The organism is Geodermatophilus sp. FMUSA9-8, from assembly GCF_037034165.1.
Taxonomy (GTDB): Bacteria; Actinomycetota; Actinomycetes; order Mycobacteriales; family Geodermatophilaceae; genus Geodermatophilus; species Geodermatophilus nigrescens.
The window spans coordinates 404,094-423,590 of sequence record NZ_JBAGKE010000002.1 but is presented as its reverse complement, the minus strand read 5'-3'; the positions used below and the strand labels follow the sequence as shown (position 1 = coordinate 423,590).

The window sequence follows — 19,497 nt, the reverse complement described above, 5'->3', positions numbered from 1 at the left end:
TAGCCTGCTGTTCGACCAGGCCACTTCCCGGACGGAGCCGCGCGTGGACATGCCCCCGCTGGTCCTCGACCGCGCCACCGGCCGGCCGCTGGCCGTGCAGCTCGCCGACGCGCTGCGCACCGCGGCCGCCGGCGGCGTGCTGCGCCCGGGCGACCGGCTGCCGTCCACCCGCGTGCTCGCCGCGGCCCTGCGGGTGAGCCGCACCGTCACCGCCGCCGCCTACGACCAGCTCGTCGCCGAGGGCTGGGCCGAGGGCCGCCGCGGCGCCGGCACCTACGTCGTCGGGCTGGCCCCCGCCGGCACCGCGGCGGCCCGCCGGGGGACGCCGCGGGCGACGCCGGAGCGGCCGGCCGTCGACCTGCGCGCCGGCTCGCCGTGCCTGGAGGTCCTCGACCCGGCCGCCTGGCGGCGGGCCTGGCGCGCCGCCGGCGACCGCCCGCCCGACCCCGGCCCCGAGCCCGCCGCCGACCCGGCGTTCCAGGCCGCCGTCGCCGAGCACCTGCTGCGCCACCGCGGGCTGCCGGCCGCGCCGGAGGAGGTCCTCGCCACCGGCGGGACGTCGGCGGCGGTGGCGGAGGTGGCCCGCCTGCTGCCGCCCGGCGCGCGGGTCGGCGTGGAGGACCCCGGCTACCTGCGGGCCGTGGGCGCGCTCCGCGCCGCCGGCGCCGAGGTGGTGCCCCTCCCGGTCGACGGCGACGGGCTGGTCGTCGAGGCCGTCCCGCCCGGGCTGGCCGCCGTCTACTGCACGCCGGCGCACCAGTGGCCGCTGGGCCGGCGGCTGTCGGCCGCCCGCCGCGTCGCGCTGGTCGCGCGGGCGCGCGCCGAGGGCTGGTGGGTGCTGGAGGACGACTACGACGGCGAGCTGCGCTACGACGTCGCCCCGCTGCCCCTGCTGGCCGCCCTCGCGCCCGACGTCGTCGTGCACCTCGGCACCAGCAGCAAGGTCCTCAGCCCGACCCTCGGCGTCGGGTGGCTCGTGGCCCCGCCGGAGGTGCGCACCGCCGTCGCCGCCGCCCGGACCGCCACCGGCACCCGCCCCGGCCGGGCCGGCCAGCGGGTGCTCGCCGCGCTCGCCACCTCCGGGGACCTCGCCCGGCACCTGCGGCGGCTGCGGCGCGAGCTCGCCCACCGGCGCGCGCTGGTGGTGGACGGGCTGGCCGGCGCGGGGGTGCCGGTGACCGGCGACCCGGCCGGCGCGCACGTGTTCGTGCCGCTGCCCGACCGCGCGGCCGAGGAGGCGGTGGTCGCCGCGGCCGCCGCCCGCGGGCTCGCCGTCGACGGGTTGGCCCGGCACCTCGCCGGACCGGGTCCGCACGACCCGCCCGCCGGCCTGGTCCTGGGCTTCGCCGCGCCGGCGCGGGCGGAGCTCCGGCGGGCGCTGCCCGTGCTGGCCGGGGTCCTGGCAGGACGCGGCCGGCCCGCCTCCCCGGAGGGAGACGGGCCGGCCGTGGCCTCCCTGTAGGGGCCCGCCGCGAGCGTGCGAGCGGTGGGGGGGCAGGGAGGTCCTTCGTCAGGCCGGGACGGTCCAGGTGTCGCTGCCCGCGAGCAGCGTGTCCAGGTCGCCGGCGCCCTCCGTGCGGGCGTCGGCGAGCTGGTCGGCCATCATCCGGTCGTAGGTGGGCTTGCGCACCGACCGGAAGACGCCCATCGGGGTGTACCGCAGGTCCTGGCTGGACAGCCGCGACAGCGCGAACGCGTACGACGGGTCCTCGCGGGTGGCGTCGTGGACGACGATCTCGCCCGCGTCGACCTGGTTGGTCTCGGCGATCCGCAGGCCGCCGAACTCGTCGCGGACCACGCACGAGGCGCCGTCCGGGCCGAACACCAGAGGCTGCCCGTGCACCAGCGGGATGGTCCACATCGGGCCGGTCGAGGAGTCCTTGAGCAGGTCGAACGCGCCGTCGTTGAAGATGTTGCAGTTCTGGTAGATCTCCACCAGCGCGGTGCCCTCGTGCTCGGCCGCCTGCCGCAGCACCTCGGTGAGGCCCTTGCGGTCGGAGTCCATCGCCCGGCCCACGAAGGTGGCGTCGGCGCCGATGGCCAGCGACACCGGGTTGAACGGGTGGTCCAGCGAGCCCATCGGGGTGGACTTGGTGACCTTGCCGACCTCGCTGGTGGGCGAGTACTGGCCCTTGGTGAGCCCGTAGATCCGGTTGTTGAACAGCAGGATCGTCATGTTCACGTTGCGGCGCAGCGCGTGGATCAGGTGGTTGCCGCCGATCGACAGCGCGTCGCCGTCGCCGGTCACGACCCACACCGACAGGTCCGGCCGGGAGGCGGCCAGGCCGGTGGCGATGGCCGGCGCACGGCCGTGGATCGAGTGCATCCCGTAGGTGTTCATGTAGTACGGGAAGCGCGAGGAGCAGCCGATGCCCGACACGATGACCATGTCCTCGCGGGCGATGCCCAGCGAGGGCAGGAAGCTCTGGACCGCGTTGAGGATGACGTAGTCACCGCACCCCGGGCACCAGCGCACCTCCTGGTCGGTCTTCATGTCCTTGGCCTTGAGGGCGGTCTGCTTCTCGCCCTGGGTGGCCACGGAGTCGGCGATCGCCTGCTGGATGCGCGCGTCGATCGGGCTGCCCGGCATGCCGAGCTCGTGGACGTGCGGGGAGGTGGTCACTTCTGGCCTCCGGGGGTGGAGTCGATGACGTCCTGGACCACGGCGGCGAGCTCGGCGGCCCGGAAGGGCAGCCCGCGCACCTGCGTGTGGCTCTGGACGTCGACGAGGTACTTGGCGCGCAGCAGCAGCGAGAGCTGCCCGAGGTTCATCTCGGGGCACACGACCCGGTCGTAGCGGCGCAGGACGTCGCCGAGGTCGGCCGGGAACGGGCTGATGTGGCGCAGGTGGACCTGGGCGACCTTCCGGCCCGACCGGCGGATCCGGCGGACCGCGGCCCCGATGGGCCCGTAGGTGGAGCCCCAGCCGATGACGGCCACGCGGGCGTCGCCGTCCGGGTCGTCGACGTCGGTCGGCGGGATGTCGGCGGCGATCCCGTCGACCTTGGCCTGCCGCAGCCGGGTCATCAGGTCGTGGTTGGCCGGGTCGTAGGAGATGTTGCCGCTCTTGTCGGCCTTCTCCAGCCCGCCGATGCGGTGCTGCATGCCCGCGGTGCCCGGGATGGCCCACGGGCGGGACAGCGTCTCGGGGTCGCGCAGGTAGGGGAGGAACTCCGGCGTCCCGTCGGCGGCGGCGCCGTTGGGCTCGGTGGCGAAGTCGACCCGCAGGTCGGGGAGCTCGTCGGCGGCGGGGATCGCCCACGGCTCGGCGCCGTTGGCCAGGTAGCCGTCGGACAGCAGCATGACCGGCGTCCGGTACTTGAGCGCGATCCGGGACGCCTCCAGCGCCGCGTCGAAGCAGTCGCCGGGGGAGCGGGGGGCGATCACCGGCAGCGGCGCCTCGCCGTTGCGGCCGAACATCGCCTGCAGCAGGTCCGACTGCTCGGTCTTGGTGGGCAGGCCGGTGGACGGGCCGCCGCGCTGCACGTCGACGATCACCAGCGGCAGCTCGGTCATCACGGCCAGGCCGATCGTCTCGGACTTCAGCGAGACACCGGGGCCCGACGTCGTCGTGATGCCCAGCGCACCGCCGAAGGAGGCACCCAGCGCCGCGCCGATGCCGGCGATCTCGTCCTCGGCCTGGAAGGTGCGCACGCCGAAGGACTTGTGCCGGGACAGCTCGTGGAGGATGTCCGACGCCGGGGTGATCGGGTAGGCGCCGAGGAACACCGGCAGGCCCGACCGCTGCCCGGCGGCGACCAGCCCGAGGGCCAGCGCCTGGTTGCCGGAGATGTTGCGGTAGCGGCCCGGCGCCATGGGGGCCGGCTTGATCTCGTAGGAGACCGCGAAGGCCTCCGTCGTCTCGCCGTAGTTGTAGCCGGCGCGGAAGGCCGCGATGTTCGCCGCGGCGATCTCGGGCTTGCGGCGGAACTGCCGCTCGAGGAAGCGCACCGTGCCCTCGGTGGGCCGGTGGTACATCCAGCTCAGCAGGCCGAGGGTGAACATGTTCTTGCTGCGCTCGGCCTCCTTCTTGCCCAGGCCGGAGTCCTTGAGCGCCTCGAGCGTCATGCTCGTCAGCGGCACCGCGACGACCTGCCAGCCGTCGAGCGAGCCGTCCTCGAGGGGGTTGGTGGCGTAGCCGACCTTGGCCAGGTTGCGCGGGGTGAACTCGTCGCTGTCGGCGATCACCAGGCCGCCGCCGGGGAGGTCGGCCAGGTTGGCGCGCAGCGCGGCCGGGTTCATCGCCACCAGGACGTCGGGGGCGTCACCCGGCGTCATGATGTCGTGGTCGGCGAAGTGCAGCTGGAAGGAGCTGACGCCCGGCAGGGTCCCCGTGGGGGCGCGGATCTCGGCGGGGAAGTTGGGCAGCGTCGACAGGTCGTTGCCGAAGGACGCGGTCTCGCTGGTGAAGCGGTTACCGGTCAGCTGCATGCCGTCGCCCGAGTCGCCGGCCAGCCGGATGACGACGCGGTCGAGCTCGACGACGCTCTTCACGAGCCCACCGGGGGCCGAGCTGCCGGGCGTGGTGGACGGGTCCAGAGCAGTCATCAGGCGTGTTACCTCCAGCAGGCGAGGTTACGTGGCGGTGACGCGGCCGGTCCCGTGAGGCGGATCACGGAGCGTGGTCGACGCGCCCAGCGGGGTGCGGGTCTCTCCCAGCGCAACCCGGCCCGGGCGGCCGCCATTCCGGACGCCGCCGTCCGTGAGCCACCTCGCAGGGGGGAGCGGGGAACGGCGGTCCCGGTCGTTCCGTTCACGAGGGGTGCGGCGCTGGGACAACGGGGTGCGGACGGCCCTCCTGCTGGGCCTGATGGCCGGTCTCGTCCTCGCCGCCGGGGCGCTGGTCGGCGGCCGCACCGGGTTGCTCGTGGCGCTCGTCGTCGCCCTCGGGGTGAACGGCTGGGCCTGGTACCGCTCCGACCGGCTCGCGCTGCGCGCCATGCGGGCCTTCCCGGTCACCGAGACCCAGGCGCCCGGGCTCTACGCGGTGGTCCGCGAGCTGGCCACCCAGGCGCGCCAGCCGATGCCGCGGCTGTACGTGAGCCCCACCGACCAGCCCAACGCCTTCGCCACCGGCCGCACCCCGCGCCGCGCGGCGCTGTGCTGCACGCAGGGGATCCTCGAGCTGCTCGACCGGCGTCAGCTGCGTGCCGTCCTCGCCCACGAGCTCTCCCACGTGCACAACCGCGACGTGCTGCTCGGCTCGGTCGCCGGCGCGCTGGCCGCCGTCGTCACCTACCTGGCGCACCTCGCCACGTTCAGCGCGCTGCTCGGCGGCCGCAGCGACGAGCGCGACGGCGAGGGGCTGCTCGGCGCCCTGCTCCTGGTGCTCCTCGGCCCGCTGGCCGCAGGCCTCGTGCGGATGGCGGTCAGCCGCGGCCGCGAGTACGAGGCCGACGCCGACGGCGCCCGGTTGTGCGGCGACCCGCAGGCGCTGGCCGACGCGCTGCGCCGGATCGCCGCGGAGGCGGCGGCCCGGCCGCTCCCGCCCGAGCGGCAGCTGGTCGCGCAGAGCCACCTGATGATCGCCCCGCCCTGCCGCCGCGGCGGCCTCGCGGCGCTGTTCGCGACCCACCCGCCGATGGGGGAGCGGATCGCCCGGCTCGAGCAGATGGCCCGCGAGGGCCGCTGAGCCGGCCGGGCGTCAGGGCCGCGCCCGGGCGCAGGACCAGCACCCAGCGCAGCCCGGCGAAGCGCGCCAGGCCCACGGCGCCGCTGACGGCGACCACCGCGGCGATGGACACCAGCGGCCCGGCGGAGTCGGTCCAGACCTCGACGGCGGCCAGCGTGAGGCTGGAGACGGCCAGCCCGACGGCGGCGATGCCCCCGCCGGCCCACTGCGCCGTCGCCCAGCCCACCCGGTCCCCGGCGCGGAAGGTCAGCCGCCGGTGCAGCTCGTTGGCCAGCGCCGTGGACGCCAGCACCGCCACGACGTTGGCCGCCTGGTCGCCGAAGCGGCCGAGCAGCAGGAACAGTGCGGCGTAGACGAGGTTGGCCGACCCGCCGACCAGGACGAAGCGCACGAACTGGACGGTCGGGCGGTCGCCGGGCGCGGTCGGCCGGCGCGTCCCGGCCGCGTCCGCGCGCACCGGCGCGGGCGGGGCGTCGAGCACGGTCGCGGGCACGGGTCCACGCTCCCGCGCGGGCGCCGTCCGGCACATCCGGGAGGACCCTGGTCACCCCCTGATCCGTGCCGGACGGCGGACCCTCAGCGGTAGTTGTCGAACTGCAGGGCGACGTCGAGGTCCTTGCCGCGCAGCAGCTGCTGCACGGCCTGCAGGTCGTCGCGCTTCTTGCCGCTGACCCGCAGCTGGTCGCCCTGGATCTGCGCCTGGACGCCCTTCGGGCCCTCGTCGCGGATGATCTTGGCGATCTTCTTCGCGGTGTCGGACTCGATGCCCTGCTTGATGCGCGCCGAGAGCTTGTAGGCCTTGCCCGACGCCGCGGGCTCGCCGGCGTCGAGCGCCTTGAGCGAGATGCCCCGCTTGATCAGCTTGTCCTTGAAGACGTCGAGAGCGGCGGTCACCCGCTCCTCGGTGTCGGCCTCCAGGAGGACGCCGTCCTCACCGGCCCAGGCGATGCGCGCGTTGGTGCCGCGGAAGTCGAAGCGCTGGGAGAGCTCCTTGCCCGCCTGGTTGAGCGCGTTGTCGATCTCCTGGCGGTCGACCTTGCTGACGACGTCGAACGACGAGTCGGCCATGTCTGCTCCTCCCTCCCGCGCGGGGGTGGCCCGGGCGGGACCCGTCGGGCCGGCGTCGGCCCGTCTTGTACTCTTCTCCCGTGGCACCACGGCGGGTTGCCCGAGTGGCCAATGGGAGCGGACTGTAAATCCGTCGGCTTAGCCTACGAAGGTTCGAATCCTTCACCCGCCACACCCACGCGCAGCGGCCCCCGACCAGCAGGTCGGGGGCCGCTGTCGTGTCCGGGACCGGTGCTCGGATCGGCGGTGCTCAGAGAGCCGGTGCGCGGGCGCCCGCGACGGCCGCGACCTCCAGCGGCCGGCCGCCGAGGAAGAGCCAGCCGAAGGCGATCTGCACCGAGCGGCCGCAGCGGACGGTGACCTCCGTGCCGTCGGTCTCGGCCGACCAGGAGTCGAGGGCCGTCCCACCGTCGGCGAGGTGGTCGGCGACGGCCGCCCGGGCCGTCTCGGTGGTCAGCGGCAGCGCCTCGCCGACGCCTGCGGCGTAGACGCGGCCCTCGTCGGCGCGGTTGGCCGCGGCCAGCGCCGCGCCGTCGCAGACCGCCTGGACGTCGCGATGCTCGAGGAAGGCGTCCGACGCCGCGATCGCCCCGAGGGCCATGACCGCCGCCACCAGCCAGCAGACCAGGACGAAGGGCAGCGCGGAGCCCCGCTCGGCATCGAGCTCGTCGGGGTCCGTCCTCGCCGGCACGGCGCGGAGCGTAGGGCCGTCCAGCCTCCCGCAGGCTGCCCGTCCCCAGGGCCGTCCGTCCCACGCGACACACCGTTCACCCGTTTCGGTGACGCTCCGATGATCACTCTGGACTGTTGGTGACGACATAACGGGCCGTCACCCGTCCGTGATCCTCCGTGCTTGCCTCGCCCGGGTGAGGGCATGAGTGTCTCGGGCGCGGTCCGTACACGAACGACGCTCTGCCCCCGCGCCTGGGTGACAGCCGCACGTCTGAGTGCTGTCTTTCATGCCTGAGGAGGCGTCATGAACGAGCGCGGTTCGAAGTGGGCACGGGGTTCGAAGTGGGCACGGGGTTCGAAGTGGGCACGCGGTTCGAAGTGGGCCTGACCCACGGCTGATCTGCCGGGCCGCGCCGGTCCTCCCGGAGACCGGCGTGCCACCTCCCTCTGAGGGGTCGGGTCATCTAGGGGAGGGGCGTCGGCGCTGTTAGCCTCGGCGCCCCGTACCTCCTCTACAGACTGGGTGACCTTGGCGAGTCGCGCGCGTGTCACGCCCCGTCGCGTCGGCACGCCGCTACCCCTGGGCGTCATCGCCACTGCCGGTGTGGTCCTGGCGGTCGTCGTCGGCCTCCTGGCCTTCCCCGGCGCCCCGACCGAGTTCCGGCTCGTGCCCTTCCTGGTCGTGGTCGTGGCCTTCTTCGTCACGGACATGGTGTCGCTGCACGTCGAGTTCCGACGTCAGACGTGGGCGTGGTCGGTGAGCGAGTTCGCGCTGACCATCGCCCTCATCGAGGTCGGCGGCGTCTGGGCCGCGGCCGCCCGTGTCCTGGGACTCGGCGCGAGCATGGCCTGGCAGCGCTACTCCTGGGCCAAGGTCGTCTACAACCTCGCGGTCTCGGTCGTCGAGGTCGCCGCGGCCGTCACGGTCCTCCGGGTGCTCCCGTTCGGAGCGCTCGCCGACCCGGTCAGCTGGCTCTGCCTGCTCGTCGCGGTGTTGGTCGCCAACCTCGTGGGGACGCCGCTGGTCTTCGCCGCCATCCGTCTCAGCGGCGGCAACCCCAGTCGTCGGCTGTGGAAGGAGCTGCTGCTCCCCATCGGCGTGGTGGCGCCCTTCGCGGTGTCCGTCGGGCTGGTGGCCATCCTCCTCAGCACCCTCACCGGCTGGGCGGCCGTCCTCATCGCCCCGGCCGCTGCGGCGGTCATCGTCCTCTTCCGCCGCTTCGCCCAGGTGTCCCGGGCCGGCCAGGGACTCGAGCGCATCTACGACTTCGCCCGGCGGATCGAGGCGGTGTCCGGGCGCGAGGACGGGTCGCTCGAGATCGCCATGGCGGTCAAGGAACTGCTCAACGCCGACAAGGTCGCGCTGTGGCTGCCGCCCTACCTCGACGAGGCGCCCCGGCTGGTGGTCGCGGCCGACGGCGGCGCCGGCTGGTACGACGGCCCGGGGGACCCCGACGACCTGGTGCGCCGCCGCGCGCTGGAGCCCGGCTCCGACGGCCCGGTGCTCGTCCTGGCCGGCCGGGCCTCGGCCGCCGAGACGGCCGCCCTCGCCCGCCGCGGCGCGCAGGAGGTCCTCGGCGCCCCGGTCGCCACCGCCGCCGGCGAGCCCGGCTACCTCGAGGTCTGTGACCGGCGCAGCGACGTCGTCTCCTTCTCCGAGGGTGACCGCGCGGCGCTGGACTCGATGCTCACCCACGTCAACGCGGCCATCCGGGCCCAGCAGCTGCTCACCCAGATCCGCTACGACGCCGACCACGACCGGCTCACCGGCCTGCCCAACCGCCAGCGCCTCGCCGTCGAGATCGACACGCTGCTCGCCGCCGACCCGGTCGGCGCCCGCGCGGGCCTGGTGCTGGCGAGCCTCGACAACCTCACCGAGATCGTCGACACCCTCGGCCACGCCGCCGCCGACGAGCTGCTCCTGGTCACCGCCGGTCTGCTCCGCGAGCACGCCCCGCCGGACGCCCTCGTGGCCCGCATGGAGGGCGAGCAGTTCGCCGTCCTCCTCCCGGGTCTGTCCCTGGACGCCGCCGAGCGGGCCGCCCGCCGGCTGCGCGAGGCCACCTCCACGCGCGCCCGCGTCGCCGGGCTGGACCTGGAGGTCACGCTGACCATCGGCGTGGCCGCCGCGCCGGTGCACGGCACCGACTCGGGGATGCTCATGCAGCGGGCCGACGTCGCGCTGCTCGCAGCCGCGGACGGTCCCGGCGTGGCCAGCTACCACCAGGTCCTCGACCAGCAGAGCCTGCGCCGCCTGCAGCTGGGCACCGAGCTCGAGCAGGCGATGGCCGACGGCCAGATCAGCGTCGTCTTCCAGCCGATCATCGACGCCCGGACCTCCGACATCGTCTCGGTGGAGACGCTGGTGCGCTGGGCGCACCCGCGCTTCGGCGCCATCCCGCCCGACGACTTCATCCACCTCGCCGAGCAGATCGGCCGGATCGGCGACCTCACCGACCACGTGCTGGACCTCGCCCTGGCCCGCTGCCGCCGGTGGCTCGACCAGGACATCGCCCTGTCGGTCGCGGTGAACCTCTCGGCGCGCTGCCTGTCCGAGCCCGACCTCGTCGAGCGCGTCCAGCGTGCGCTGCGGCTGCACGGCGTCCCCGGCGAGCTGCTCATCCTCGAGCTGACCGAGGGCAGCGTCGTCGACGACTCCGTGCGCTCGAGCACCGTCCTCGCCGAGCTGCACGCGCTGGGCCTGCGGCTGTCGATGGACGACTTCGGCACCGGCTACTCGTCGCTGTCCCAGCTGCGGCAGCTGCCGATCGACGAGGTGAAGATCGACAAGTCCTTCGTGCTGGGGATGTCCACCAGCCAGGGGGAGTCGTTCATCGCCCGCTCGATCATCGAGCTGGCGCACAACCTGGGCCTGCGCGTGGTGGCCGAGGGCGTCGAGGACGAGCTCACCCGCAAGCTCCTCACCGAGATGGGCTGCGACAAGCTGCAGGGCTTCCTGGTCAGCCGGCCGCTGCCCGACGAGCGGCTGGAGAGCTGGCTGCTGGCCCGCACCGGCGTGCGCTCGGCCGCGCCCGGCGCCCAGCACCGCCGGCTGTTCGTCCGCGCCTGAGAGGCCCGGCGACCCCTGCCGGGAGGGCCCGGAGGCGTCGTGTATGGTTCTCGACGGCTCCCAGAGCACGCCCCTTTAGCTCAGTCGGCAGAGCGTCTCCATGGTAAGGAGAAGGTCTACGGTTCGATTCCGTAAAGGGGCTCCGACCAGCCGGTCCAGTCGCCAGACCGGGCCGCACGGTCATCCCGGCGGTGTAGCTCAGCCTGGTAGAGCAAGCGGCTCATAATCGCTGTGTCACCGGTTCAAGTCCGGTCACCGCTACTCCAGACGGACCCCGGACCTCCGGGGTCCGTCGCCGTGTCGGCACCCGCCGCCACGGCACCCCGGCCCGTGGCGGGCCGGTCCAGACAAGGCGAGGAGAGCCTCCATGGCAGCCACCGACGTCCGTCCGAAGATCACCCTGGCCTGCCAGGAGTGCAAGAACCGCAACTACATCACCCGCAAGAACCGGCGGAACGACCCCGACCGGCTCGAGCTGAAGAAGTACTGCCCCAAGGACAAGCGGCACACCGTCCACCGCGAGACCCGCTGACGCAGGTCCCGGACGGAGCAGGGAGGGCGGGAGTGGCGCTGGACGCAGGACTGGTCGGGCGCAGCTACCCGCCCTCCGCCGTCTACGAGGTCGGCCGCGCGAAGATCGCCGAGTTCGCCGCCGCGGTCGGCGCCACCGACCCGGCGCACACCGACGCCGAGGCGGCCCGGGCGCTCGGCCACCCCGACGTGATCGCCCCGCCGACCTTCGCCATCGTGGTCACCATGGGCGCCGCCGACGTCGTCATCGCCGACCCGGACGTGGCCCTCGACTACAGCCGCGTCGTGCACGGCGAGCAGCGCTTCACCCACACCCGCCCCATCCGGCCCGGCGACCGGCTGGTCAGCACCACCACGATCGAGGCCGTGCGCAGCGTCGCCGGCAACGACATGCTCACCACCCGGGTCGACGTCGCCACCGAGGACGGCGAGGCCGTCTGCACCGCCACCTCCCTCCTCGTCGCCCGGGGGACGGCGTGAGCGCCCGTCCGGCGGCCGCCGACGTCGCCGTCGGCACCGAGCTGCCCGAGCAGGTCCACCGCGTCACCCGCGCCGACCTGGTCCGCTACGCCGGCGCCTCCGGCGACCTCAACCCCATCCACTGGAGCGACCGGGTCGCCACCGGCGTCGGCCTGCCCGGCGTCATCGCCCACGGGATGCTGACCATGGGCCTGGCCGCCCGGGCCGTCACCGACTGGGCCGGCGACCCCGGCGCGCTGGTCGAGTACCAGGTGCGCTTCAGCCGCCCCGTCGTCGTGCCCGACGACGACACCGGCGCCGAGGTCACCGTCCGCGGGAAGGTCGGGGCGGTCCTCGACGGCGGCCGGGTCCGCGTCGACCTCACGGTCACCAGCGGCGGCGAGAAGGTCCTCTCGCTGGCCCGCGCCACCGTCGCCCTGGCATGACCCTGCGGCGCGCGGCCCTGGCCGCCGCGGTCCTGCTCGTCTCCGGCTGCACCTCCTTCAGCGAGACCGTCGCCGCGGAGGACGCCCCGTCGGCCGCCGCGCCGTCGGATCCGGCGCCCACCGACGAGGGGGACGCCAGCGGCGACGCGTCCTGCCCCGCCCCGCGCGCCGAGCCCGACCCCGACCGGCCCGTCGTCGACCTGTCCTTCCGGCTGTCGGAGGACCTGCGCACCGTCACCGGCACCGAGACCGTCGTCTTCACCCCCGACGAGGACACCGACGAGATGGTGTTCCGGCTGGTGCCCAACAGCCCCGGCGGTACCGAGCTCGGCAGCCGGCTGACCGTCGACGACGTGCGCGGCGACGACGTCCGCGAGGGCGGCTACGAGGACGCCGGCGCGCGGTCGCCGGGCGGGCTGTACGTGCTGCAGCTCGACGACGAGCTCGCCGCGGGCGACCCGACCGAGGTCGAGCTGGACTTCACCCTGTCGCTCGGCGGGGGTGACGGCCTGCAGCGCCTCGGCACGGCCGACGGCACCGCCTGGTGGGCCAGCGGCTTCCCCCTGCTGGCGTGGGAGCCCGGCGCCGGCTGGGCGCGCGACCCGTTCGTCGACGTCCTGGGCGAGACCGCGAGCAGCCCGGTCGCCGACACCACGGTCACCGTCGACGCCCCCGAGGACCTCACCGTGCTGATGACCGGCGCGCAGGAGGAGCCCTCGGCGCCCGACGACGGCCGGCGCACCTGGACCTCGCGGGAGCCGGTCGCCCGCGACGTCAGCGTCGCCGCCGGCCCGTTCCGCACGGCCACGCTCACCTCGCCCGGCGGGGTCGAGATCACCACCGGCGTGCTCGACGGCGCCGACGTGGGCCCCGGCGAACTCGCCGACTGGACCAGCGAGGCCGTCACCGACCTCGCCGACCGCCTCGGCGCCTTCCCCTACGACACCCTCACCGTGCCGCTCCTGCCGGCCGAGGGCGGCGGCATCGAGTACCCGAGCTCGATCCTCATGGCCGGCGCCGACCGGTCGGTGCTCGAGCACGAGGTCGCGCACATGTGGTTCTACGGGATGGTCGGCGACTCGCAGTTCCGCGACCCGTGGCTCGACGAGGCGTTCGCCACCTACGCCGAGCGGGTCGACGGCCAGGTGTCGCAGGAGTCCCTCGACCGTGCGCTGGCCGCCCCGGGCGACGTCGGCGGCGCGATGGACGAGTTCGCGGGCACGGAGGAGTACTTCGACGCCGTCTACGGCAAGGGCGGCGCCGCCCTGCTCGCCGCGCGGCAGGCGGCCGGCGAGGGTCCGTTCGACGCCGCGCTGCGCTGCTACGTGCAGGTCAACGCCTGGGCGATCGCCACACCGGACGACGTCGCGGCCGCCCTCGCCGACCTGCCGGCCGCCCTCGACGTGCTCGTGGCGGCCGGTGCCCTCGACGAGGGCGACCGCCCGGACTAGCCGGCCGGGCCGAGCAGCCGCTGCAGCCGGCCGACGCCCTCGGCGAGGTCGTCGTCGCCCAGCGCGTAGGACATCCGCACGTAGCCCGGGGTGCCGAACGCCTCCCCGGGGACGACGGCGACCTCGGCCTCCTCCAGCACGATCTCGGCGAACTCCGCGCTCGAGGACGCCGTGCGCCCGTTGATCGGCCGGCCGAGCAGCGCCTTGACCGAGGGGTAGACGTAGAAGGCGCCCTGCGGCTCGGGGCAGGCGACGCCGGGGATCTCCCGCAGCATCGACACGATGGTCTTGCGGCGCCGGTCGAAGGCGGTGCGCATCTCGTCGACCGCCGACAGGTCGCCGGTCAGCGCGGCCACCGCCGCGGCCTGCGACACGTTGGCGACGTTCGACGTCGCGTGCGACTGCAGGTTGGTCGCGGCCTTGACGACGTCGGCCGGCCCGGCGATCCAGCCCACCCGCCAGCCGGTCATCGCGTAGGTCTTGGCGACCCCGTTGACGACGACGCAGCGGTCGGCCAGCTCGGGCACGAGCACCGGCATCGACGGCGCGGTGGCCCCGCCGTAGGTGAGGTGCTCGTAGATCTCGTCGGTGAGCACCCACAGGCCGGTCTCGGCCGCCCAGCGGCCGATGGCCTCCACCTGGTCGGGCGGGTAGACCGCGCCGGTGGGGTTGGACGGCGACACGAACAGCAGCACCTTCGTGCGCTCGGTGCGGGCCGCCTCGAGCTGCGCGACCGACACCAGGTAGCCGCTCTCCTCGTCGGCCACCACCGGCACCGGGACGCCGCCGGCCAGCCGGATCGCCTCCGGGTAGGTGGTCCAGTACGGCGCCGGCACGAGCACCTCGTCGCCCGGGTCGAGCATCGCGGCGAAGGCCTCGTACACGGCCTGCTTGCCGCCGTTGGTCACCAGCACCTGCGCGGGGGTGAGCGCCAGCCCCGAGTCGCGGGCGGTCTTGGCGACGATCGCCTCCTTGAGCACCGGCAGGCCGCCCGCGGGGGTGTAGCGGTGCATGGCCGGCTGGCGGCACGCGGCGACCGCGGCCTCGACGACGTAGTCCGGCGTCGGGAAGTCCGGCTCCCCGGCGCCGAAGCCGATCACCGGCTTGCCGGCCGCCTTGAGCGCCTTCGCCTTCGCGTCGACCGCGAGCGTCGCGGACTCGGCGATGGCGGCGACGCGGCGCGAGACGCGCGACCGGGCGGGGGACTGGGCGGCGGGCTCCGACGGGGAGACGGCGGTCATGCGCCCCATCGTGTCAGGAGCACCGCCGTCCGGGCTGCCCCGTTCCGGGTCGCCGCAGGCCCGGGGACGGTCCCGGGGCCGGGAGCCGGCCGCGCGCACCCCGTCCGGGGCACGGACCGGAGCGGAGTCACGGGTGCCGGGCGCGGTCCCGTACACTGGCAACCCTGGGGCGATCGACCCCGCCACCGGCGTGCCCCGGAGCATCTCCTGGGACCGCGCCGGACCGGCGGACCGGCCGTCCCGGGGCTCGCTCGGGACCTCGGTCCCGGGCACTAGGGGTGTAGCTCAACTGGCAGAGCAGCGGTCTCCAAAACCGCAGGCTGCAGGTTCAAGTCCTGTCACCCCTGCCCGTGCCGCCGGTGTGCGCCGGCGACGAGCACGACCCGGCACCGCCCCGTGTCCCGGCAGCGCCGGCGCGGCCGGTGCCGGCCCGGGGCCCGCGCGGCCCCGGGGGCACGACGGCAGACGGCCCGACGACAGCGGCCACCACCACGACGCGAGCGAGGCGCAGTGAGCGACGAGAAGCCGGGCCGCGGGGAGGACCCCCGCTCCGCCTCCGACGCCGAGCTGACCGACGAGCAGCTCGACCGTGAGGCCCCGGGCGTCGAGGACGCCGCCGAGCTCGAGGCCGCCGAGGACGAGGTCGCCGCCGAGGCGCAGGCCGAGGAGGACAAGGTCGTCCCCGCCCCGGCACGCCGCCGCGGTGGCCGGATCACCGCCGGCGACGACGACGAGGACGACGAGCCGACCGCGCCGCGCACCCGCCGTCCCGCCCGCGAGCGCGCCGCGAGCCGCCCCGCCGGCCGCTCCGAGGAGGGCGGCGCCACCCGCTCCCGCGCCGCCGCCCAGCGCGCCCGGGCCGACGAGGTCCGCCAGCGCCGCAACCTGCGCCGGTTCCTCCGCGAGGTCGTCGCCGAGCTCCGCAAGGTCATCTGGCCGGGCCGCCGGGAGCTGATCACCTACACGACCGTCGTGATCCTCTTCGTGGCCTTCATGGTCGCGCTGGTCGCGGGCCTGGACGTCCTCTTCGCGCAGGGCGTGCTCGCCGTCTTCGGCTGACCGCCCCCTGCGCCCGCCCGCCACCCGAGAAGGAAGAGAAGCCGTGACCGACCCCCGCGAGCCGTTCGACACCGACAGCGACGTCGAGGACATCGACCTCGACGACGCCCGCATGGACGTGCGCGGCAGCGTCGACGTCGAGACCGGCGCCGACGAGGTGGGTGCCGCCGAGGGCTCGGGCGACACCACCGACCAGGACACCGCCACCGGCGTCGCCGACGTCACCCCGGCGGTCGAGGGCGGCGGGCGCGACGCCCTCGTCGGCGACCCGCTCGCGGCCCCGGCGCCCGACCACGACCCGATCGTGACCGAGGCGCTCGCCGAGGCCGAGGCGGAGGACGAGGACCCCCGGGAGACGCTCAAGCGGACCCTGCGCACGCAGTTCGGCGACTGGTACGTCATCCACTCCTACGCGGGCTACGAGAACAAGGTGAAGACCAACCTCGAGTCCCGCATCCAGTCGCTGGACATGGAGGACTACATCTTCCAGATCGAGGTGCCCACCGAGGAGGTCACCGAGATCAAGAACGGCAAGCGCACCCAGGTCAACCGGAAGAAGCTCCCCGGCTACCTGCTCGTCCGCATGGACCTCAACGACGAGTCCTGGGGCGCGGTGCGCAACACCCCCGGCGTCACCGGTTTCGTCGGCGCCACCTCGCGGCCCTCGCCGCTGTCGATCGACGAGGTCGTGAACCTGCTCGTCCCCGACGCCCCGCCGCAGGCGGCGAAGACCGCCGAGGCGGCCTCGCCGGCCGCCGCGGCCGCGTCGCCGGTCGCCGTCGTCGACTTCGAGGTCGGCGAGTCGGTCACCGTCATGGACGGCCCGTTCGCCACCCTCCCGGCCACCATCAACGAGATCAACGCCGAGCAGCAGAAGCTGCGGGTGCTGGTCTCGATCTTCGGCCGGGAGACGCCGGTCGAGCTGTCGTTCACCCAGGTCGCCAAGATCTGACGACGGACCGGGTCGCCCCCCGCCGCTCGTAGAATCGACGGCGGGACCCTGCGACGCGGCCGTCCCACCCCGTCACGGAGAAGGAAGTCATGCCCCCCAGGAAGCGGTTGACCGCGGTCATCAAGCTCCAGATCAAGGCCGGTGCGGCCACCCCCGCGCCGCCCGTCGGTCCGGCGCTCGGCCAGCACGGCGTCAACATCATGGAGTTCTGCAAGGCGTACAACGCCGCGACCGAGTCGCAGCGCGGCGACGTCGTCCCGGTCGAGATCTCGGTCTTCGAGGACCGCTCGTTCACCTTCATCACCAAGACCCCGCCGGCCGCGCGCATGCTGCTCAAGGCCGCCGGTGTCGAGAAGGGCTCGGGCGAGCCGCACAAGACCAAGGTCGCCACCGTCACGCGTGACCAGGTCCGCGAGATCGCCCAGACCAAGATGGCCGACCTCAACGCCAACTCGCTCGACGAGGCCGAGAAGATCATCGCCGGCACCGCCCGGTCGATGGGCATCACCGTCCAGGGCTGACGCCCCCGACGGCACCGGCGGCCCCACCGGGCCGCACCAGCACGTCACCAGTGGGAGGGCCCCGCCAGGCCCGCACACCACGAGATCCCCGCCCGCGCGGCGGGGGAGAGGAACCACCATGGCGAAGCACGGCAAGAAGTACCGCGAGGCAGCGGCGAAGGTCGACCGCGAGAACCTCTACAGCCCGCTGCAGGCGGCCGGCCTGGCGAAGCAGACCTCGCCGACCGCGTACGACGCCACCGTCGAGGTGGCCATGCGCCTGGGCGTCGACCCGCGCAAGGCCGACCAGATGGTCCGCGGCACCGTCAACCTGCCGCACGGCACCGGCAAGACCGCCCGCGTCATCGTCTTCGCGACCGGTGACCGCGCCGCCGAGGCCGAGGCCGCCGGCGCCGACGTCGTGGGCAGCGACGACCTCATCGAGCGGATCCAGGGCGGCTTCCTGGACTTCGACGCGGCGATCGCCACCCCCGACCAGATGGCCAAGGTCGGCCGGATCGCCCGCATCCTCGGCCCCCGCGGCCTGATGCCGAACCCGAAGACCGGCACCGTGACCCCCGACGTGACCAAGGCCGTCAACGACATCAAGGGCGGGAAGATCAACTTCCGCGTCGACAAGCAGGCCAACCTGCACCTGGTGATCGGCAAGACCTCCTTCGACGAGACCAAGCTCGTCGAGAACTACGCCGCCGCCCTCGACGAGGTGCTGCGCGCGAAGCCGGCCGCCGCCAAGGGCCGGTACGTCAAGAAGGTCACCATCTCCACGACGATGGGCCCGGGCATCCCGGTCGACCCGAACCGCACCCGCAACCTGACGGTGGACGAGCCCACCGCCTAACGAAGGACCTCGTCCTCCCCGTCCTGAGCGAGCTCAGGACGGGCCCCGGGACGAGGCCGTTCCAGCACCTCACGAGGGGCCCCGCCGCGCACCCGCGCGGCGGGGCCTCCGTCGTCTCCCGGACCGGCCGCCGCCTCCGCCGCGGGATCGCGTATGCTCGTCGTCGTTCACCCATGACCGCTGGTCGTCGCACGTCCGCGTGCGATCGAAGGTCCCGGATCCCCGGGCGGCCCGCGCAGGAGGACGGTCCGATCGGCGGCGCCGCGCGCGCCCGCCCTCGCCCCGTGCGCCCTGCGCCGGGGCGTTCCTCGTCTCCGGGCCCGATCGCCCGCTCCCGCACGACGCACGAGCGGTCGCCCGACAGACGAGAGGAGGCCCATGCCCACGCAGGCGAAGGCCGTGGTGATCGACGAGATCACCCAGCGGTTCCAGAACTCCAGTGCGGCCGTGCTCACCGAGTACCGCGGGCTGACCGTGGCGCAGCTGACCCAGCTGCGCCGTTCCCTCGGTGCGGGCAGCAGCTACGCCGTCGTCAAGAACACCCTGACGAAGCGGGCGGCGGACTCGGTCGGGCACACCGACCTGGGCCCGCTGCTGAACGGCCCGACCGCGATCGCCTTCATCGAGGGCGACGTCGTCGAGGCCGCCAAGGCCATCCGTGACTTCGCGCGCGCCAACCCGCTGCTCGTCGTCAAGGGCGGCGTGGTCGAGGGCCGCACGGTCACGCCCGCCGAGGTCACCGCTCTGGCCGACGTCGAGCCCCGCGAGGTGCTCCTGGCCAAGCTGGCCGGCGCGATGAAGGGCAACCTGACCAAGGCCGCCGGCCTGTTCCAGGCCCCGCTGTCGCAGGTCGCCCGCCTGGCCGCCGCGCTGCAGGAGAAGAAGCCCGCCGAGGGCGACGCTCCGGCTGCGGCCGCCCAGGCCACCGATGGCACTGCTGCCGACACCACCACCGACTCCGCCGACGCCGCCGACGCCGCGGCCGGCACCGACTGACCCCCAAGGAGAGATCATGGCCAAGCTGTCCACCACGGAGCTGCTCGACGCGTTCAAGGAGATGACGCTGCTCGAGCTGTCCGATTTCGTGAAGCAGTTCGAGGAGACCTTCGAGGTCACCGCCGCTGCTCCGGTCGCCGTCGCGGCCGCCCCGGCCGCCGGTGGTGCCGGCGACGGTGGCGCTCCCGCCGCCGAGGAGCAGGACGAGTTCGACGTCATCCTCGAGAGCGCCGGCGACAAGAAGATCCAGGTCATCAAGGAGGTGCGCGGCCTGACCTCGCTCGGCCTCAAGGAGGCCAAGGACCTGGTCGACGGCGCGCCGAAGCCGGTCCTGGAGAAGGTCGCCAAGGACGCTGCCGAGAAGGCCAAGGCCGCCCTCGAGGGCGCCGGCGCCACCGTCACCGTCAAGTGACGCCGTCCCCGGCCTGAGCCGGGGACCTGCACCACCCCGCACCACACAGGGGCCGTCCTCCTCCGGGAGGGCGGCCCCTGTCGCGTCTCCGGGTGATGCGACAGCGATCCGTGTCACGCGAGGCGAGTGATCTCCGTAACCTCCCGGAG

General features: G+C 74.3%; 18 protein-coding genes, 4 tRNA genes and 1 pseudogene. 17 read left to right on the top strand and 6 right to left on the bottom strand.

Annotated features, from left to right (window positions below; translation table 11 throughout):
* Nucleotides 1-49 precede the first annotated feature (49 nt).
* Entirely contained in the window at nucleotides 50-1,462 is a 1,413-nt protein-coding gene (gene pdxR / locus WA616_RS06300) for a MocR-like pyridoxine biosynthesis transcription factor PdxR (protein WP_336028555.1), read from the top strand.
* A 48-nt stretch (nucleotides 1,463-1,510) separates the two neighbouring features.
* Here pdxR and WA616_RS06295 read toward each other — a convergent pair whose 3' ends face one another.
* Nucleotides 1,511-2,623 carry a 2-oxoacid:ferredoxin oxidoreductase subunit beta gene (locus WA616_RS06295; RefSeq protein WP_336028242.1) on the bottom strand — a complete coding sequence of 371 codons (1,113 nt, stop codon included), beginning with the start codon at nucleotides 2,621-2,623 and terminating at the stop codon, nucleotides 1,511-1,513.
* Nucleotides 2,620-4,548 carry a 2-oxoacid:acceptor oxidoreductase subunit alpha gene (locus WA616_RS06290; RefSeq protein WP_336028240.1) on the bottom strand — a complete coding sequence of 643 codons (1,929 nt, stop codon included), beginning with the start codon at nucleotides 4,546-4,548 and terminating at the stop codon, nucleotides 2,620-2,622. The genes WA616_RS06295 and WA616_RS06290 overlap by 4 nt, the downstream gene beginning before the upstream one ends.
* Nucleotides 4,549-4,783: 235 nt before the next feature.
* On the opposite strand from WA616_RS06290, the gene WA616_RS06285 reads away from it, so the two are divergent.
* Nucleotides 4,784-5,632: a M48 family metalloprotease gene (locus WA616_RS06285; RefSeq protein ID WP_336028238.1), complete on the top strand. Its 849-nt coding sequence runs from the start codon at nucleotides 4,784-4,786 to the stop codon at nucleotides 5,630-5,632.
* Between the two features lie 55 nt (nucleotides 5,633-5,687).
* Here WA616_RS06285 and WA616_RS06280 read toward each other — a convergent pair.
* Together WA616_RS06280 and WA616_RS06275 are read right to left on the bottom strand one after the other, a co-directional pair.
* A pseudogene (locus WA616_RS06280) lies at nucleotides 5,688-6,161 on the bottom strand (GtrA family protein); the annotation flags it as partial.
* 47 nt (nucleotides 6,162-6,208) lie between these two features.
* Entirely contained in the window at nucleotides 6,209-6,700 is a 492-nt protein-coding gene (locus tag WA616_RS06275) for a YajQ family cyclic di-GMP-binding protein (RefSeq protein WP_073421299.1), read from the bottom strand.
* A gap of 90 nt (nucleotides 6,701-6,790) precedes the next feature.
* Here WA616_RS06275 and WA616_RS06270 point away from each other — a divergent pair.
* Nucleotides 6,791-6,872: transfer RNA gene (locus WA616_RS06270), tRNA-Tyr, on the top strand.
* 78 nt (nucleotides 6,873-6,950) lie between these two features.
* Here the strand turns inward: WA616_RS06270 and WA616_RS06265 are convergent.
* Nucleotides 6,951-7,391 carry a pilus assembly protein TadG-related protein gene (locus WA616_RS06265; RefSeq protein WP_336028234.1) on the bottom strand — a complete coding sequence of 147 codons (441 nt, stop codon included), beginning with the start codon at nucleotides 7,389-7,391 and terminating at the stop codon, nucleotides 6,951-6,953.
* 585 nt (nucleotides 7,392-7,976) lie between these two features.
* Between WA616_RS06265 and WA616_RS06260 the strand changes: the two genes are divergently transcribed.
* From WA616_RS06260 to WA616_RS06230, 7 genes are all read left to right on the top strand, one after another.
* On the top strand, nucleotides 7,977-10,442 hold the full coding sequence (locus WA616_RS06260; RefSeq protein ID WP_336028232.1) for a putative bifunctional diguanylate cyclase/phosphodiesterase: 2,466 nt from the start codon (nucleotides 7,977-7,979) through the stop codon (nucleotides 10,440-10,442).
* Between the two features lie 69 nt (nucleotides 10,443-10,511).
* Nucleotides 10,512-10,584 (top strand) — tRNA-Thr (locus WA616_RS06255).
* Between the two features lie 45 nt (nucleotides 10,585-10,629).
* A tRNA-Met gene (locus WA616_RS06250) sits at nucleotides 10,630-10,703 on the top strand.
* Nucleotides 10,704-10,809: 106 nt separating this feature from the next.
* On the top strand, nucleotides 10,810-10,974 hold the full coding sequence (rpmG, locus tag WA616_RS06245) for a 50S ribosomal protein L33 (RefSeq protein ID WP_073421301.1): 165 nt from the start codon (nucleotides 10,810-10,812) through the stop codon (nucleotides 10,972-10,974).
* 32 nt (nucleotides 10,975-11,006) lie between these two features.
* Entirely contained in the window at nucleotides 11,007-11,453 is a 447-nt protein-coding gene (locus WA616_RS06240) for an FAS1-like dehydratase domain-containing protein (RefSeq protein WP_336028228.1), read from the top strand.
* The gene (locus WA616_RS06235; RefSeq protein ID WP_336028226.1) at nucleotides 11,450-11,878 is read left to right on the top strand and encodes a MaoC family dehydratase; all 429 of its coding nucleotides are present in this window, start codon (nucleotides 11,450-11,452) and stop codon (nucleotides 11,876-11,878) included. Before WA616_RS06240 ends, WA616_RS06235 begins: the two co-directional genes overlap by 4 nt.
* Entirely contained in the window at nucleotides 11,875-13,329 is a 1,455-nt protein-coding gene (locus tag WA616_RS06230; RefSeq protein WP_336028224.1) for a M1 family aminopeptidase, read from the top strand. The genes WA616_RS06235 and WA616_RS06230 overlap by 4 nt, the downstream gene beginning before the upstream one ends.
* On the opposite strand, the gene WA616_RS06225 is transcribed toward WA616_RS06230, so the two are convergent.
* A complete protein-coding gene (locus tag WA616_RS06225) occupies nucleotides 13,326-14,570 on the bottom strand; it encodes a pyridoxal phosphate-dependent aminotransferase (protein WP_336028222.1) in 1,245 nt (414 codons plus the stop codon). The two genes, WA616_RS06230 and WA616_RS06225, sit on opposite strands and share 4 nt — an antisense overlap.
* Nucleotides 14,571-14,844: 274 nt before the next feature.
* On the opposite strand from WA616_RS06225, the gene WA616_RS06220 reads away from it, so the two are divergent.
* The 7 genes from WA616_RS06220 (at nucleotide 14,845) to rplL (ending at nucleotide 19,348) form a co-directional block, all read left to right on the top strand.
* A tRNA-Trp gene (locus WA616_RS06220) sits at nucleotides 14,845-14,917 on the top strand.
* Between the two features lie 163 nt (nucleotides 14,918-15,080).
* Nucleotides 15,081-15,629 carry a preprotein translocase subunit SecE gene (secE, locus tag WA616_RS06215; protein ID WP_336028220.1) on the top strand — a complete coding sequence of 183 codons (549 nt, stop codon included), beginning with the start codon at nucleotides 15,081-15,083 and terminating at the stop codon, nucleotides 15,627-15,629.
* Between the two features lie 43 nt (nucleotides 15,630-15,672).
* Nucleotides 15,673-16,581 (top strand): transcription termination/antitermination protein NusG, encoded by a 909-nt coding sequence (nusG, locus tag WA616_RS24460; RefSeq protein WP_442901980.1) that lies wholly within the window; start codon nucleotides 15,673-15,675, stop codon nucleotides 16,579-16,581.
* Between the two features lie 89 nt (nucleotides 16,582-16,670).
* Nucleotides 16,671-17,102, top strand: a complete 432-nt coding sequence (gene rplK / locus WA616_RS06205; RefSeq protein ID WP_073421309.1) for a 50S ribosomal protein L11 — start codon at nucleotides 16,671-16,673, stop codon at nucleotides 17,100-17,102.
* A 118-nt stretch (nucleotides 17,103-17,220) separates the two neighbouring features.
* The gene (rplA, locus tag WA616_RS06200; protein WP_073421311.1) at nucleotides 17,221-17,940 is read left to right on the top strand and encodes a 50S ribosomal protein L1; all 720 of its coding nucleotides are present in this window, start codon (nucleotides 17,221-17,223) and stop codon (nucleotides 17,938-17,940) included.
* A gap of 378 nt (nucleotides 17,941-18,318) precedes the next feature.
* Complete coding sequence (gene rplJ, locus WA616_RS06195; protein ID WP_336028215.1) at nucleotides 18,319-18,936, top strand: 50S ribosomal protein L10; 618 nt, start codon at nucleotides 18,319-18,321, stop codon at nucleotides 18,934-18,936.
* A gap of 16 nt (nucleotides 18,937-18,952) precedes the next feature.
* Nucleotides 18,953-19,348, top strand: a complete 396-nt coding sequence (rplL, locus tag WA616_RS06190; RefSeq protein ID WP_073421315.1) for a 50S ribosomal protein L7/L12 — start codon at nucleotides 18,953-18,955, stop codon at nucleotides 19,346-19,348.
* The last annotated feature ends 149 nt before the right edge of the window (nucleotides 19,349-19,497 follow it).

What these genes read in the sequence shown, in the direction of transcription:
- pdxR (WP_336028555.1), top strand. Translation starts at nt 50, where the DNA reads ATGCCCCCGCTGGTCCTCGACCGCGCCACCGGCCGGCCGCTGGCCGTG.
- WA616_RS06290 (WP_336028240.1), bottom strand. Translation starts at nt 4,548, where the DNA reads ATGACTGCTCTGGACCCGTCCACCACGCCCGGCAGCTCGGCCCCCGGT.
- WA616_RS06275 (WP_073421299.1), bottom strand. Translation starts at nt 6,700, where the DNA reads ATGGCCGACTCGTCGTTCGACGTCGTCAGCAAGGTCGACCGCCAGGAG.
- rpmG (WP_073421301.1), top strand. Translation starts at nt 10,810, where the DNA reads ATGGCAGCCACCGACGTCCGTCCGAAGATCACCCTGGCCTGCCAGGAG.
- WA616_RS06230 (WP_336028224.1), top strand. Translation starts at nt 11,875, where the DNA reads ATGACCCTGCGGCGCGCGGCCCTGGCCGCCGCGGTCCTGCTCGTCTCC.
- WA616_RS06225 (WP_336028222.1), bottom strand. Translation starts at nt 14,570, where the DNA reads ATGACCGCCGTCTCCCCGTCGGAGCCCGCCGCCCAGTCCCCCGCCCGG.
- rplK (WP_073421309.1), top strand. Translation starts at nt 16,671, where the DNA reads ATGCCCCCCAGGAAGCGGTTGACCGCGGTCATCAAGCTCCAGATCAAG.
- rplA (WP_073421311.1), top strand. Translation starts at nt 17,221, where the DNA reads ATGGCGAAGCACGGCAAGAAGTACCGCGAGGCAGCGGCGAAGGTCGAC.
- rplJ (WP_336028215.1), top strand. Translation starts at nt 18,319, where the DNA reads ATGCCCACGCAGGCGAAGGCCGTGGTGATCGACGAGATCACCCAGCGG.
- rplL (WP_073421315.1), top strand. Translation starts at nt 18,953, where the DNA reads ATGGCCAAGCTGTCCACCACGGAGCTGCTCGACGCGTTCAAGGAGATG.